Source organism: Amycolatopsis sp. DG1A-15b, assembly GCF_030285645.1.
Lineage (GTDB): Bacteria > Actinomycetota > Actinomycetes > Mycobacteriales > Pseudonocardiaceae > Amycolatopsis.
The window spans coordinates 6,611,052-6,627,331 of the sequence record NZ_CP127296.1 but is presented as its reverse complement, the minus strand read 5'-3'; the positions used below and the strand labels follow the sequence as shown (position 1 = coordinate 6,627,331).

Annotated in this window: 6 protein-coding genes and 1 pseudogene; 3 read left to right on the top strand and 4 right to left on the bottom strand. The window is 67.3% G+C overall.

Annotation, left to right across the window (positions count from 1 at the left end):
* The first annotated feature begins 631 nt into the window (after positions 1 to 631).
* Genes QRY02_RS30295 through QRY02_RS48935 form a run of 3 tightly spaced genes read left to right on the top strand, consistent with a single transcriptional unit; the run spans position 632 to position 12,183 of the window.
* A complete protein-coding gene (locus QRY02_RS30295) occupies positions 632 to 4,972 on the top strand; it encodes a LamG domain-containing protein (protein WP_285986238.1) in 4,341 nt (1,446 codons plus the stop codon).
* Positions 4,973 to 5,026: 54 nt separating this feature from the next.
* On the top strand, positions 5,027 to 11,926 hold the full coding sequence (locus QRY02_RS30290) for an RHS repeat-associated core domain-containing protein (protein WP_285986237.1): 6,900 nt from the start codon (positions 5,027 to 5,029) through the stop codon (positions 11,924 to 11,926).
* The gene (locus tag QRY02_RS48935; RefSeq protein ID WP_502874142.1) at positions 11,926 to 12,183 is read left to right on the top strand and encodes a DUF8617 domain-containing protein; all 258 of its coding nucleotides are present in this window, start codon (positions 11,926 to 11,928) and stop codon (positions 12,181 to 12,183) included. The genes QRY02_RS30290 and QRY02_RS48935 overlap by 1 nt, the downstream gene beginning before the upstream one ends.
* An 8-nt stretch (positions 12,184 to 12,191) precedes the next feature.
* Here QRY02_RS48935 and QRY02_RS30285 read toward each other — a convergent pair.
* The 4 genes and pseudogenes from QRY02_RS30285 to QRY02_RS30270 all read right to left on the bottom strand — a co-directional run bounded on the left by QRY02_RS30285 (position 12,192) and on the right by QRY02_RS30270 (position 16,212).
* Positions 12,192 to 12,927, bottom strand: a pseudogene (locus QRY02_RS30285) (IS5 family transposase).
* Between the two features lie 82 nt (positions 12,928 to 13,009).
* Positions 13,010 to 14,206, bottom strand: coding sequence for an FAD-dependent oxidoreductase (locus QRY02_RS30280; RefSeq protein ID WP_285986236.1), 1,197 nt, complete (start codon positions 14,204 to 14,206; stop codon positions 13,010 to 13,012).
* On the bottom strand, positions 14,203 to 14,451 hold the full coding sequence (locus QRY02_RS30275) for a DUF6545 domain-containing protein (protein ID WP_285986235.1): 249 nt from the start codon (positions 14,449 to 14,451) through the stop codon (positions 14,203 to 14,205). Before QRY02_RS30275 ends, QRY02_RS30280 begins: the two co-directional genes overlap by 4 nt.
* 270 nt (positions 14,452 to 14,721) lie before the next feature.
* A complete protein-coding gene (locus QRY02_RS30270; RefSeq protein WP_285986234.1) occupies positions 14,722 to 16,212 on the bottom strand; it encodes an FAD-dependent monooxygenase in 1,491 nt (496 codons plus the stop codon).
* Between the last annotated feature and the right edge of the window lie 68 nt (positions 16,213 to 16,280).

Here is a 16,280-nt window from a genome sequence, read left to right as displayed (position 1 = left end):
CCTGAATCGGCGTGGCGGCATGAGGTGCGGCGGTGATCGACGTCGAACAAGTCCTGTCTCCGGGGTGGTCATATTCGTCGTCCACCGTGTCCCGCTCGCAGAGCCACTGTGGTGGACATCCGCAGGTCGTGAGGCATGACAGTCCGTGCGGATATTGTCCGAGCCTGGTCGGGGGCACGTACAGCATCCTCACGAGACGGCGCCCCTCGTGAGCTGCGGCTTTCCGTGACCGTCCGGATCGCTCGGCGCCAACCTGCGCCACACTTGGGCGCTCGAATCGCGCAAGATCATCGGGCATCACCGCCCTGGCGACGGGGACGTTGGTCGTCGAGGGCAGCTTCCGGCTCGACAACCCGGGTGGTGACGCCTGATGAGCACTCGCATCACGTACTTGCCTCAAGGAAGAACGGCACAATTTCTGCCTATTCGAGTATTTGGAATAGATAAACGGCTATCGGGTCTGCCGAGGTTTTGTCCTGTTTGGGAGCAATAGGCGATTTGGTCGAGGGTGTGAACCTTCGCTGGGCTGGTTACTGTGCGGTGAATACCCCGCTTGGTCTCTTTTCTTTCGGGGTCTGGTGGGTAAGGGTGATCTTGGGTTCGTCGGGGGCCCGGCTGTGTGCTGGTGCTCTTGGACGAGGGGGATCTCGTGCGTTTTCGTGGTGCGCGTTGGCGCGCTCTTTTGGTGTGCGTTGCCGTCGGTGTCGGGACCGCTGTGGCGGACGCGCCGGCTCAGGCCGATACGCCCCGGGTTGTTCCGGGTTCGGCTCCGGACGAGGTCACGGCCGCTGCTTATGCCCGTGCGGGTGGTAAGCCGGTCGAGGTGGCGTCGGAGACGACCGAGACGTCGCAGACCATGGCGAATCCGGACGGCTCGTGGACGATGACGCAGTACGTCCACCCGGTGCGGGTGAAGCAGGCCGGGGCGTGGACGCCGGTCGACGCCACGTTGGTGCGGCGGGCGGACGGCACGGTGGGGCCGAAGGCGGTCACGATCGACGTCAAGCTCAACCCTGGTGGGACGGGCTCTGCCGGCGTGCCGATCGTGCAGGCGGGGCAGGACGGCAAAGAGGTCGGCCTGAACTGGACGAGCGACCTGCCGGCGCCGGCGCTGACCGGTGACACGGCCACCTACGCGGAAGTGCTTCCCGGCGTCGACTTGACGGTGAAGGCGGCTCCCGAGGGCTTCACGGAGAACTTGGTCATCAAGACGCCGGAGGCAGCGAAAAACCCCAAGCTGCGGGAGATCCCGTTCGGCCTGCACACGCGCAACACGACTGTCAGCGTTGCCGAAGGTCAGGGTCCTGGCACGCCGGCGCAGGCTGCTCCGACCGATGGGCTCGAGGTCAAGGACGCGGCCGGGCGAGTGGTTTTCTCCGGGGATGCCTCGCGGATGTGGGATTCCTCCGGTGACGGCTCAACGGCCGAGCAGGAGCTCGGCGAGGGCGGCGGCCGGCGGGAGGCCGTGATGGATGTCGCCCTCACTCCCGACAAGGTGACCATCAGCCCGGACCAGGCGTTTCTGAGCGACCCGGCCACCCGGTACCCGGTGTCGCTGGACCCGGGCTACGACTGCAATTCGTGCTGGAACCAGGCGCATGTGGTGGTCCAGTCCGGACACCGGGACGCACACAACTGGAACGCCACGGACGGGGACCTGTCGAACCTGAAGGCGGGTTTCGAAAACTTCGACACGGCCGGGACGTCGCGGTCCTACATCCAGATGAACAGTGAGCGCTTGGGTGGCACGGTGGTGCACAGCGCGACGCTGAACACCAAGGTCCAGCACAGCGCCAAGTGCAGTGATGTCGCGAAGCCGACCGGGTTGTGGTTGTCGAACCCCGCATCCCCGGACACCACCTGGGCCGCGCAGCCGGGGTGGGGCTACCAGGTGTCCACCATGAACGTCGCGAACTGCCACGACACACCGAACGTGGATGGGGTGTTCAATGCCACCGCGGCGGCGAAGGATGCTGCGGCGAACCGTTGGCAGAGCACGTGGTTCGTGCTCGCGGCCGCCAACGAAGGCGACGGTGTGGCGGCGTGGCGCCGGTTCGACCTGAACCCGTACTTCGCGGTGAACTACAACTCCTACCCGAACTCGCCGGCGGCGCTGTCGATGCAGAACGGGACGCTGCCGTGTACGTCGGGACCGGACCGGCCGTGGGTGTACACGAAGACGCCGCAGATCGCGGGCCGGCTGTCCGATCCGGACGGCGGCACGCTCTACGGCAAGTTCGCCGTCGCCTATGGTGCGCTCGGCCACAACGTCTACGTCCACGACAACGGCGACAACCTCGTCCCGGTGGGCACCGGCGGGTCGAACCAGGAGTCGACCGCGCAACTGGCCGCGGTCCCGCCGGGGTGGATCAACGAAGACGGCATCTACAACTGGTCGATGCAGGCCTACGACGATGAACTGTGGTCGAACTGGGTCGGCAACTGCGAGTTCGTCGTGGACACCAAGGTGCCGATGCCGCCCGTGGTGGCGATGGCGTCCTGGACCAACCCGAAGGTCCAGGGCGACGCGGTGGAGTTCAGCGTGTGGACCGGTATGGCCACCGAGAACCTCTACGACATCGATCATTTCATCTACACCACCGACGGTTCCGAACCCCAGCCTCAGGGCTCGCCGACCGCGCCGGCCACCCAGGGCGTCGACGCCGACGGGAAGATGGTCGCCACGACGTCGATCAAGGTGGTAGCGGCCAACGGCAACCAGAACCTGATCAAGGTCAAGTCGGTGAACAAGGCCGGCATGCCCAGCCCCAACGCCACCTGCGTGGTGCTCCCCCAATCCAACCCGGCGCTGGACGGCCCCTCCTGCTCCTACCACGTCCAGCCGCTCACGCCCGGCAAGAACCTGGTCGCCGCCTGGGGCGCCGACGAACCGTCAGGCACCACGTTGATCGACGCCGCTTCATCGACGCCGGACAACGCGACCCTGCCCACCCACCCGGCCACGGTGTCCGGCGGTGTCACCCGCGGTGCGGGCTACAACCACGGCACCAGCTGGACCCACCCCGACACCAGCGGCTACAGCGACGGTGCGAAAGGCGCGATCGACCTCGACGGCACCAGCGGCTACGCCCAGACCGGCGACCGTGCGCTCGACCCGTCGGAGTCGTTCACCGTGGCGGCCTGGGCGAAACTCGCCGACACCACGCATTCGCAAACCATCATCGCCCAGGACGGCTCCCAGGCGATGGCGGTCGCGCTGCAGTACAACAAGGAAACCAACGCCTGGGCACTGCGCGTCTCGGTCGATGATTCGGTCACCCCGGCGGCCGCCTGGGCCTTCTCGAGCGGACCAGCCCAAATAGGGGTGTGGACGCATGTGGCGGGAACGTATGACGCGTCGACCCATGCTGCGACGCTCTACGTCGACGGCGCGAAGCAGAGCACGGTGATCGCTCATCCGTGGGCGGCGACCGGGCCAGCGGTGCTGGGCGCGGCGAAATGGGCCGGAGCTCGCGCTGATTTGTTCCACGGGTCGCTCGATGACCTGCAGGTGTGGCAGCGGGCCCTGTCCGGACAGGACGTCCACGACCTGGCCGACGTGGCAGTACCGCTGGCCGCGTACGGCTTGGCCGAGGGCTGCGGCCCGGAGCTCACCGCAGTGCCCTCGCGGGTCCCGTCCTTGCGGGCAGGCTGGTCGTTCGGGGAAAGCAGCGGCAACCTGGCCACGGACGCCACGCAGCGCGGCAACGACATTACCCTGACCGGCAGCTACGCGCGGGTTCCCGGGCGCAGCGGCGGCGGGCTTCGGCTGGATGGAACGGCGGCGTACGGCACCACGACGAGGCCCGTCACCAACACCGCCGCGTCTTTCACGGTGTCCGCATGGGTCAATCCGGCTGACCTCAACGCAAGTTACACGGTGTTGTCGCAGGCAGGCGCGAATGCGCCGGCGTTCGTGCTCCGCTACGACAAGGGCGTGAACCGCTGGGCATTCGGCATGAACCCGGCGGACGACGCCGCGGCAACCACCAGTTGGGCGGTTGGCACGACGACCCCGCAGACCGGTGCCTGGACGTTGCTCACCGGCACGTTCGACCAGGCGACGATGCGGCTGAACCTGTACGTCAACGGACGGCACGAGGCCGACTCCACGCTAGCGCAGGCTTGGACAGCGAACGGGCCCCTGTACCTCGGGGCCGAGCAAGGAGGTCACAACCCGTTCAAGGGCATGCTCGACGAAGCCCGCATGTGGGGCCGGGTCCTCACCGACGATCAGATCGCAGCCATGAGGCCGTTCGCCTACTACGACTCGGTCAGCCAGGCGGAGGGCACTGCCTCGGGCGCGGTCTCACTCGGCATGGAGACCGGTGCGGCCGGCAATCCGACAGCGTGTGCCGCTCAGTTCCCCATCAATGGCGGTGAAGTTGCGACCACCAGGCCTGCCAACCTGCGGACCGACAAGTCCTTCACGGTGGAGGCCTGGGTCAAGCACTCCTGGACCGCGGCGGATGTGGCTGCGAACGGACCGGTCGATACCTCGCCTCGTGCGGTCGTCACGGCCACCGACTCTCAGTTCTCGCCCTTCCTGCTCGGCTACCGGCCGTGGGCCGACGCATCCGGAGCGCTGCACGGCCGGTGGAGCTTCTTGATCTCGCCCTATGCGACTTCGGGTAACGACGGCAGGTTCGCCCTCAGCGATGCCGAGGCTGCGGACAACACTTGGACGCACCTGGTCGCCACCTACGACGCCGCCACCGGCTACATGGCGCTGTTCGTCAATGGCACGAAGCAGAACTTCTTCGTCAACACACCTGATGGCGGTGGAGTCACCGCTCGTGACGCGGGCGCGCCGCTTGTCCTCGGTCACGGGGTGTGGACGGGGCTGCGCAGCGATGTCTGGTACGGCGGTCTGGCCGGCGTGCGTGTCTACGGCGGACTTCTCGATTCGGCCGGTATCCGGAGGGACAGGATCCTCGACGACCCCGGCAATCTCTTCGGCGTCTTCCACTAGCTCGAGTCCGGCTTCGGTGCCCTGGCGCCGCGCGCAACAGGAAATGGGTCAGCAATGACGGGCAGAAGTGGGCTCTTTCAGAGCAACCGCAGCCGGCGGTTCGTCGCGTTCGGCGTCGCGGTGGCGTTGTTCGGTTCGGCGCAGTCCGCTGCGGAAGCTGCGGCCAGCGGTTGGCACGGACTGGGCTGGGATCGTCCGCCGCTACAGGAGACGAAGTCGGTCGACGGCGTCGACGGCGGGCTCCGGACGCCATCAGCACCGTCGGAGAGCAGGTTCAGCCCGGCCGCCGCGGTGTGGCCGGCCGCGGCGACCACCGAAGTAGACCTACCGGGCGAAGGGGCCTCGAAATCGCTGCCCGGGCAGCCCATGACACTGTCGCGCCCCCACGAGAAGACCGCGGCATCCAGCGCGCGGCATACGTCGGGCAAAGTCCGCGTGAACACCCTGGACCAGGCCACGACGGCAAAGGCCGGTATCAAGGGGGTACTCGTCAAGGTCGAGCCCGAGTCCGGTGATACGGGAGGGCTCGTTCGGCTCGACGTCGACTACCGGTCGTTCGGTGACGCCTACGGAGGTGACTTCGGCGGTCGCCTGCACTTGGTGCAGTACCCGTCGTGCCTGCTGGCGACGCCGGACAAGCCTGAGTGCCACGTCGGTACTGCGCTGGTCTCGGACAACAACACGAAGACCCGGCACGTCGCGGCCGATGTCACCTTGGGGCAGCAGCAGGCCGCGACGTCGATGCTGGTGGCTGCGGAAGCCGACACCAAGAGCGGCGGCGGTGATTTCGGTGCGACGGACCTGAAGCCGGCCGGGTCCTGGTCGGCGGGCGGGTCGTCGGCGAGCTTCGACTACTCCTATCCGATCGGTACGCCTGCTGCGCTCGGGGGGACGGGTCCGTCGGTCAGCCTGAACTATTCCTCGAGTTCGGTGGACGGGCTGACCTCGGCGACGAACAACCAGGCCTCGGGTGTCGGCGATGGGTGGAGCCTGTCGGGTGGTGGGTTCATCGAACGCCGTTACAAGGGCTGCAGTCAGGACTTGGGTGGTAACAACGGCCAGACGAAGACCGGTGACCTGTGCTGGTTCAACGACAACGCCACCATTTCGTTCGCCGGCGCCAACGGTGACCTGATCCTGGACAAGAACACCCAGACGTGGCATCCGAAGGACGACGACGGCACCCGCGTCGAACGTCTCACCGGTGGCGCCAACGGCGACAAGTTCGGTGAGTACTGGAAGGTCACCACGCCCGACGGTGTCCAGTACTTCTTCGGGCTGAACCATTTGCCCGGCTGGGCCGCGGGCAAGCCGGAGACCCAGTCGACCTGGACCGCTCCGGTCTTCGGCAACAACAATCTCGAGCCGTGCAACGCCGCGACCTATGCCGCGTCCTGGTGCAATCGCGCGTGGCGGTGGAACCTGGACTATGTCGTCGATCCGCACGGCAACGCGATCGCGTACTACTACCAGCCTGAAACGAACTTCTACGGGCTCAACCGCAATGCCTCCACTGCCAACAATCCCGGCACGCAGTACACGCGAAGCGGTTACCTGCAGAAGATCGAGTACGGCTTCAACACCAAGGTTGCCGACACCTTCAGCCACGCACCGGCGCAGGTGCTGTTCGACACGGCCGAACGGTGCTTCCCCAGCGGCGCGGTCACCTGTGACCCTGGCCAGCTGAATTCGGGAACGGCGACGTCGTGGCCGGATGTGCCGTCGGAGACGATCTGCGCCCAGGGCGCGGTGTGCGTGTACAACTCGCCGTCATTCTTCTCCCGCAAGCGCTACACCAAGATCACCACCCAGGTCTCCGACGGTGGCGCCGGGTGGAAGCCGGTCCGCGAGTGGGCGCTGGCGCAGTCCTTCCCGCCGACCACCGACGGGAACAAGACGGCGCTGTGGCTGGACTCGATCACGGAAACGGGGAAGATTTCGAGCCCGAACACTGTCGGCTCGGCGATCACGCTGCCCGCGACGACGTTCCACGCGAAGTCGATGGCCAACCGGGTCAACGCCAACATCCAGTACACCGCGCTGACCCGCAACCGGATCGACGCCATCACCACCCCGCAGGGCGGCCTGACCTCGGTCAAGTACGCCGACCCCGAGTGCAAGCCCGGCGGCCCGATGCCCGATCCGGCGAACCTGAAGGGCAACACGCTGTCGTGTTACCCGGTGTACTGGTCACCGCCGGGGGCGACCGATCCGGTGCTGGACTACTTCAACAAGTTCCGGGTCACCGACGTCATCGAAGACGCCAACACCACGCAGCAGCCGCAGCAGAAGGTGACTCATTACGACTTCCTCGGCGGCGCGGCCTGGCACTACGACGACGACCCGTTCTCCGACCCGAAGTACCGGACGTGGTCGCAGTGGCGCGGTTACGGCGACGTCAAGACGACCACCGGGCTCGGCCCGGCGGGAGGTGATCCGTCCGGGCCGCCGGTGACCACCGAGACGTTCTACCTGCGCGGCATGGAAGGCGCGACGGTCACCAGCCCGAACTGGCACGAGTCGGTCACCGATCGCAAGGAGGTCGCCGGCGTCGCCCGCGAGACCGTCACCTACCGGGACGATCAGGTCGTCGGCGGCACGCTGACCGAGCCGTGGGTGTCGAACCCGACCGCGACCGACGCCGACGGCCGCACGGCGACCTACACCGGCACCGACACCGCCCGGACCCGTACCTGGCTGGACACCACGAGCACGTGGCGGGTGTCGCGCACGCACACCACCCACGGCAAGTACGGGCTCGTGACCGCCGTGCAGACCGAAGGCGACACGAGCGATCCGAAGCAGACCAGCTGCACCCTGACCACCTACCTGGAGAACACCACCGCCTGGCTGCTGAACTCCTCCAGCCAGGTGCAGAAGATCTCCGGGGTCTGCGACGACAAGACCAACCCGCCCGGGCCGGGCAACATCATCAGCGACTCCCGGATCTACTACGACAAGCAGGCTTTCGGTGCGTCGCCCAGCGAAGGCAACATCACCCAGATCGACAGTCTCGACGACTGGCCGGCCGGTGGTACGGAGAAGATCAAATCGCCGGCCGCGACGACCCGGTACGACAAGTACGGCCGGGCGGTCAGCACCACCGACGCACTCGGCCTGACCAGCACGACGGCCTACACCCCGGCCGAGGGCGGTCCGGTCACGCAGGTCGACACCACCACGCCGCCGGTCACCGCCGCCGCGGACGCACCCAAGTTCACCTCCACCAAGTACCTCGACCCGGTCTCCGGCATCACCGTCGCGAGCAAGGACGCGAGCGGGTTGCGCGCCGACGCCACGCAGGACGCCCTCGGCCGGGTTCTTTCGGTGTGGAAACCGGGGCACAGCAAGGCGGCGAACGCGCCGGCGGACGTCATGTACAGCTACAGCGTCCGCAACGGCGGCGGCGTCAGCAACGTGGCCACCCAGACCCTGCTCGCGAATGGGCAGTACGCGACGTCGTACACGCTCATCGACGGTCTCGGCCGTACCGTTCAAACCCAGGCGCCGCGCACCGACGACGGGCCCGGCCGGATCATCACCGACACGTTCTACGACTCGCAGGGCCGGACGTACAAGACCCACAACGCCTATTGGAACAGCGCGGCCCCGTCGGCCACGCTGTACGTCACCGACGACGCATCGGTCCCGAACACCACGCTGGCGACCTTCGACAGCGCGGGCAGCCCGCGGACCAGCGCCTACTTGCTGCACGCCGTCGAGCAGTGGCGGACGACGACCATCCCCGACGGCGACCGCACGACCACGATCCCGCCGGCCGGCGGCACCGCGTCGACCACCATCACCAACGGCCTCGGCCAGGCCGTCCAGCTGCTGCAGTACAAGGACCCGGCGAAGTACACCCCGGGTTCACTGGCCGACACGACGACCTACACCTACACCCGCAGCGGCAAGCAGGCCACGGTCACCGACACGACCGGCAAGAACACCTGGTCCTTCGACTACGACCTGAAAGACCGCAAGATCGCCTCGACCGACCCGGACACCGGCAAGACGACCTTCACCTACGACGCCGCCGGCCGGCTGCTGACCACAACGGACGCACGCAACCGGCTGGTCAGCTACACCTACGACAATCTGGGCCGCAAGACCGCCGAGTACGACGGCCCGGCACTCACCGGCACGAAGATCGCCGGCTGGACCTACGACACCCTCCTGCCCGGGCAACCGACCAGCTCCACCCGCTACGTCGGCACCAAGGCCTACACCAAGGAAACCACCGGCTACGACACCGCCGGCCGACCCACCGGCAGCAGGCTGACCATCCCTGCCGGTGAAACGGGGCTCTCCGGCAGCTACGACTCCTACACCACCTACGACCCCAACTCCGGCGCCGTCAACACGGTCACCAGCCCAGGAGCCGACGGCATGCCCGCCGAGCAACTGTCCTTCGACCGCTACAGCCGCGGCGCGGTGAAGACCCTAACCTCCAGCATGGGCTTCCAGTTGGTATCGAACACCAGCTACAACCCGCTCGGCCAGGTTCTGCGAACCGACTTCAACGACGCCTCAAGCCCGTACCAGGTGTCGGTGACCAACAGCTACGCCGACGGCACCAACCAGCTCGAAACGGTCCAGGCGCAGCGCTCCACGCAGTCGGACTACTGGATCGCCAACCGGGTCTACACCTACAACCAGGTCGGCAACCTCACGAAGATCGCTGACACCCCGCCGGGTACGAAGAGCGATGTCCAGTGCTTCCGGCAGGACTACCTGCAGCGGCTCACCGAAGCCTGGACCCCGGCCTCGAATGACTGCACGGCCCAGCCCACCACGGCAGGCATCGACGGCGCCGCGCCGTACTGGAAATCCTGGACCTTCGACGACACCGGCAACCGCAAGACCCAAGTCGAACACACCACGTCCGGCGATGTCACGACGGCTTCGACGTATCCGGCGCCGGGGGCTTCGCGGCCGCACGCTGTCGAGGCCGTCACGACCACAGGCCCATCGGGTACGACCCAGACGAGCTACGGCTACACGAAGGCGGGAAGCACGGAGACCCGTGGGCCGGCCGGTGCGGCGCAGACGTTCACCTATGACGCGGAGGGTCGTGTCGCGACGGCGAAGGAGGCCAACGGAGGAGACAGCAGCTACCTCTACGACGCCGACGGCAACCTGCTGATCATGAAGGATCCGAGCGGGACGACGTTGTCGGTCGGGGACATGGAGCTGTTCGTCCCGACCGGCGGCAGTTTCGCCTCGGGCACGCGCTTCTACAGCTACAACGGCCAGGTCATCGCGACCCGCACGTCGTCAGGCGGGTTGAGCTGGACGCTGGCTGATCACCAGGGCACGACGTATGCGACGGTGGATGCGGGCAGCAAACTCACGGTGAGCAAGCGCTGGCAGGACCCGTACGGCACCAGCCGCGGGACGCCGCCGTCGACCTGGCCGGACAAGCACGGTTTCGTGGGCGGCTACCAGGAAACGACCGGACTGACCCACCTGGGCGCCCGCGACTACGACCCGCTGTCGGGGCGGTTCTTGACCGCGGACCCGATTCTGGACACCGGCAATCCGCAGTCGTTGAACGCTTACAGCTACAGCAACAACAGCCCGGTCTCGTTCACCGATCCCACCGGTTTGGCGCCCGAGGACAACCCTGGCTACTGCGTCGGCTGGCGCGGCGACTGCGACATCGACCCGGTCGCCGGTAATGGCATCAGCGGTTACTACAGCCCGGAAAAGCTCACCAGCAAGGGGGTTCGCAAGGGACAGGTCGCCGAAAAACGCCGGAGCTGGGTGACGCACCATACTCCGGTATCCACCAACAAGCAGCAGTTGCTGAGCTGGTTCAGCTTCGGTGCGACCGGGAACCCTGGTGGTGATTTCTGGAAGCCGGAGGTGGGCGAGAAGGTCAACGGTCAGAATATCGGGTCGCGTATTTGTTATGGCGCGACGGCGTGCGGTAGGGCGTATGAATACCTCACCGAAACAGGAGATGTCAACGGTGCGAAACAGATCGCCGCGCTTTATTGCGTAGAGCATCACGCGGACTGTGAAACTGATGCTGTGTGGCACGACTTCGCTCGTGACACCGCTGAGGAAGCCGAGGCCCTCGCTCTTGCCGGTGCCGGTGGCAGGTCGGCCGGCGGTAAGGGGGCCGGGCGCGGCGATTTCGGGTGCAACAGCTTCATCGCGGGAACGCTGGTGCTCATGGCGGACGGCAGCACCAAGCCGATCGAAGACGTCGAGGTGGGCGATCAGATCGACAACGCTGAGCCTGGGGGCAGCGTCGTCGAGCGCCACGTCGTGACCGCGGTGCATGTCACCGACGACGACCGTGACTTCGTCGACGTCGAAGTCTTCACGCCGGGCGGTCTGAAGGCCATCGTCACGACGGCGCATCACCTCTTCTGGGACGAGACGACCCGTGCCTGGACTGATGCTGCCGACCTCAAAGTCGGCGATCAGCTCGCCACGCCGGGTGGTGGCCGAATCGACGTGGGGGTCGTGCGCCGTTACACCGCCTCCGACCGGACTTATAACCTCACTGTCGACAGTGTCCACACCTACTATGTACAAGCTGGCACCACGCCGGTCCTCGTGCACAACTGCCCTGTAGACCTCCCGAATCCGGGTCGGCTGGAAATTTCGGCCGCTAGTCCGTCGGCCTCCGAGGTTCATGCAGCGGAGTTTATGGCGGGTCGGGGTAGCAGAGTCGAGCTCAGGGATCCGGTCGGAACCAGGGCAGGCGGACTCACGAGTGACCTGGTTGTCGACGGGGAGAACTGGGATGTCTACACCCCCACGACCGGTAACGTGGGCAGAATCGTTAGCGCAGTTGCCTCGAAGGGTAGCCAGGTTCAGGGGGGTGGCGTGATCATCGATCTCTCCCGGACGAGCGTCACCGCAGATCAACTTGGTAACATCCAGGCAAGGATCGCTGGTACCGGAGCCCGCGTCGGTCAGATTGTGGTGATGCCCTGATGGCTAAGCTTCGCTGTAGGTGTGGCTATCTCATTGCTATCAGTGGCGAAATACCTAATCCCGCAGAGTGGAAGATCATTTCTGACTCAGAATTCGACAAATTTGAGGGTTTGGTCGAAGCGGAAGAGGTATATGGAGCGTGTAATTCGATGTTCCGGTGCCCAAACTGTGGGCGCCTCTGGGTTTTTTGGAATGGATTCGACCATGACCCAAAATGCTATTCCCCAGAGGGTGTCAGGTCTGAAGATGAGACTTAGAGCTTGTCTCATGTGGTGAGTTTGCGGAGTTTCTTGTAGCAGGTGAGGCTGGCGCCGAAGATGAGGAAGGCGAGGAAGTGGTCGGCTTTGCGTTCGTAGCGCAGGGTCAGGCGGCGGTTTCCGGTGAACCAGGCCATGGTTCGTTCGATCACCCAGCGGTGCTTGCCGAGCTTGTCCTTGGATTCGATGCCTTTTGCGGGCGATGCGGACCTTGATGCCTCGGTCGCGGACCCAGCGTCGCAGGTCGGGCTGGTCGTAGGCCTTGTCGGCGTGCAGCTTGGCTGGCTGGCTTGCGACGCCGCGGACCGCGGCGGCCCGGCGCGGTCGGACAGGGCGTGGATCTTCGAGCCGGGCTTGCCGCGGTCTACCGGGCTGGGACCGGTCAGAGTGCCCCCTTTTTTTCGCCCGCGCGCAGGCGCCGTCGACGATCGCGCGGCTCCAGTCGAGCAGGCCCTGGCTGCCGAGCTCGTCCAGTAACGCGTGGTGCAGCTGTCGCCAGAGCCCGGCTTTGGTCCACTGGCTGAAGCGGCGGTGCGCGGTCTGGAACGGCACCCCGAACGAGGGCGGCAGATCCCGCCATGCACACCCGCTGGTCAGCACGTACACGATCGCGGTGAACACCGCACGAGCGTCCACCGGGGCAGTGCCACCGCCCTGCGGACGCGGCTCGAACACCGGGATCAACGGCTCGACCAGCGCCCACAGCTCATCCGGCACCAACCGCAACGACAACCGATCAACCACAACCGATCAACCACAACCGGCATCATCGCTCATCAGCGACCGATCACCACGTAAGACGCGCTCTAAGAGACGCCGGCCGGTGTCACACTCTAAATTGTGACACCGGCTCATCCCAGTCGATGTGGTGCTGGGTCAGCCACGCCGCCGTGTTGCGCGGGCCGCTCTTGAGCCGCTTGGCGATCGCCACGTCGCGGATGAGCCGCTTGACCGGGCCGGGGGTGGCCGTGCCGCCCATCTTCGCGCTGGTCGCCACCAGACGTTCGACCCGCTCCCGGCGCTGCTGCTCGTAGGCCCGGAACGCCGCCGCCGGTTCGGGCAGGTCGCGCAGGCACTGGGCCAGGACCACGGCGTCCTCCATGGCCATCGACGCGCCGTGCCCGGCGTTCGGCGCCGCGGCGTGGGCGGCGTCGCCGATGACGATCATCCGGCCGGCGTGCCACCTCGGCGTCGAGGCGATGTCGTAGCCGTTGCTCGCCCGGATCTGCTCCGATGCCTCCACGATCGCGGCCGCCGGCGAACGGTCTCGCCGGAGCAGGGCCGTCGCTTGCTGCTTCCACTCCTCAAGCGAGGTCGCCGCCAGCTCGGCCTTCGACAGCTCCGGGCGCGGCAGGTTCACGAACCACCACGTCTCGCCGTCCGGGGCGGTCGTGTAGGCGAAGAACACGCGCTTGCCGTAGATCATCCGGTACACCCCCGGCACCGGGTCGACCGGCGCTTCGCGGGCGTAGCCGCAGAGCACGACCGTTCCGGTGTAGCGCGGCTGCGGCGCGGCGGGGTCGATGATTTCCCGGGTGGCCGAGTGGACGCCGTCGGCGCCGATCAGGAGGTCGCCTTCACGGCGGGAGCCGTCCTCGAAGAACGCCGCGATGCCGCGCTCGGCGTAGATGTCCACGTCGCCGAGCCGCTCGCCGTGCTCGATCGTGATCCCGCGCCGGGTGGCCTCCTCGTGCAGCACCCGGTACAGCTCGGACCGCTTGATCGTGTGCGGCCCGTACGCGCCCGCGGTACCGCCGCCGATGGGTGCTTCGCCGAGCTTCTTGCCCGAACCGCTCCAGAACAACGCCCGATCGGCTGGGAAGGACGCCTCAAGCACCGGCTTGTCGGCGTCGATCGCGTGCAGGGCGTCGAAGCCGTTGTTCATGATCGTCATGAACGCACCGACGTCGTCCGCGCCCGCCTCGTAAGCCTCGTAGACGACGGAGCCGATGCCCGCCTTCTGCAGCGCCATGGCCGTGACCGGACCCGCGATGCCCCCGCCGATGATCAGCGCCTTGGTCATCCCGCTCCCCTCGTCTCCAAGCCTCGCGCCAGTTGCACCAGCTCGCGGACGTCAGCGTCCAGCCCGTCGCCCTCCGGCAACGCCACAGGGACCGCTTTGGTCGAAACCGGCTCGCCGGCCGCGTGGGCGGCGAGCGCCTGCTGCAGACGGCTCGGAAGATCGGCTGCGGTGTCGGTCCGCACCAGGTATGGGCCGATCCGGACCAGGCCGTCGCGGCATTCGACGATACCGCCGATGCGTTCCACGCAGGCGGAGCGCGTCACGCCACGGCGCCGCCGGCTCCGCAGGTGCGGAGGCTACCCCTGGTGTCTGCGCGGGTACGACCGTGTCAGAGAGTGACGACACATTACTCGGAGTCGATGCCTCCGGATCGCTGACCTGGATCGGCGCGGCGGCATGAGGTGGCGGCGGTGATCGACGTCGAACAAGTCCTGTCTCCTGGGTGGTCATATGGTCGGGGGCGCCATGCAGACCATCATCACCGTGAGCGCGTCAGGTTTCAGCGCCTGCCGGTTTCAGAACCAGCGGCGCACAGCCCGCTCGAACGAGCCACGGTCCGGGACGCGCTCACCGGCCCAGGCGACGATGCCGTCCGGGCGGATCAGCACCGCCCCGAAGCCCAAGTCGTTCTTCGCCGGGCCCGCCTCGTACCGGATCCGATCGCCGTACCGCCGCGTCACCTCTTGCAGCTGCCCGTTCTCGGTGAAGTCGAGGGCGACGCCGCGGCCGTCGTGCAGCAGGTCGCCGACGCGGGTTCCGTTCTCCAGTGCGAAGTCCGGGGCGTTGTGGCCTACCAGACCCTGCTCGCCCAGGTCGTAGTGCAGCGAAGTCCCGCTGGTGCGCTCGAAAACGTACGTTGTTCCGTCGCGTGTGGACAGAACGTCGTGGAGGACGGACCGGGCTGCGCGGGAATGGCGGTCCGGGCGCATGGCCGCCACTTGGGCTCGGGACCAGTCGAGTACCCGGGCTCCGATCGGGTGGCGTTCGGCCGTGTACGTGTCGAGCAGGCCCGAAGGTGCGCACTCGGCCACCGTGGCCGCGAGCTTCCAGCCCAGGTTCATCGCGTCGCCGATGCCGAGGTTGAGGCCCTGGCCGCCCAATGGGGAGTGGATGTGGGCCGCGTCTCCGGCCAGCAGGATGCGTCCTCGGCGGTACGTGGTCGCCTGCTTCGCGCGGTCGGTGAAGGTGGAAGCGAGGTGCAGCTCGCCGAGCGTCACGTCGGTGCCCGACACCCGGCGCAGCACCGACTGGAGGTGCTCGCGGGTCGGTGGCCGGGAACGGTCGTACGCGCCGCCGTCGAAGTCCAGCACGCCCAGGTGGCCCGGCTCGGACATCGTCAGGTACATGCCCTGCGGGGTCACGGTGAAGCCCGGAGCGAGGAGACCGGGATCGGCGAGCGTGACCAGCGCGAGGTAGCCGGTCAGCTGCGGCTCGGTGCCGTCGAAGTCGAAGCCCGCGAGCCGCCGGACCGTGCTGCGGCCGCCGTCGCAGCCGACGAGCCAGCGGGCCGGGTACTCCTGCTCCCCGGCCCGGGCGACCGCCGCCGAGTCGTCCTGGGTGATCGCCGTGACCGCGACGCCGCGGCGGATCTCGACGCCGAGCTTGCCGGCCCGCTCGGCCAGCACCGTCTCCACCGCCTCGAGGCTGGTCATGATGCCGTCGAGCGCCGGGCTGGGCAGCCGGTAGGGCAGGCGGGCGAGGTCGACGTCGGCCGGGTCGAGGGGCGTCCCGGCGAAGTGGCCGACCGACTGCGGCGGGGCCGGCTCGTCCGTGACGGGCCGCTCGGCCACGCCCGACGCGGCCAGCAGCGGCGGCAGCATCCCGCGGCGGTAGAACGCCTCGGCCGATCCGCCCGACAGGCCCCGCATGCCGAGCGGGAAGCTCCGCCACGGGGACCGCGGCTCCGGCTCCCGTTCGAGCACCAGCACCGAACAGCCCGCGAGGCCGAGTTCGCAGGCCAGGAACAGACCCACCGGGCCGGCTCCCACGATCACCACGTCATGCATGACAAACCGCTTTCTCGAGGTCTTGAACGTGCCTCGAGACTGACGGCCGTCACGCACACGGCGCGCAC

Coding starts and splice junctions, on each gene's coding strand:
- QRY02_RS48935 (WP_502874142.1), top strand. CDS start 11,926: ATGGCTAAGCTTCGCTGTAGGTGTGGCTATCTCATTGCTATCAGTGGC.
- QRY02_RS30280 (WP_285986236.1), bottom strand. CDS start 14,206: ATGACCAAGGCGCTGATCATCGGCGGGGGCATCGCGGGTCCGGTCACG.
- QRY02_RS30290 (WP_285986237.1), top strand. CDS start 5,027: ATGACGGGCAGAAGTGGGCTCTTTCAGAGCAACCGCAGCCGGCGGTTC.
- QRY02_RS30270 (WP_285986234.1), bottom strand. CDS start 16,212: ATGCATGACGTGGTGATCGTGGGAGCCGGCCCGGTGGGTCTGTTCCTG.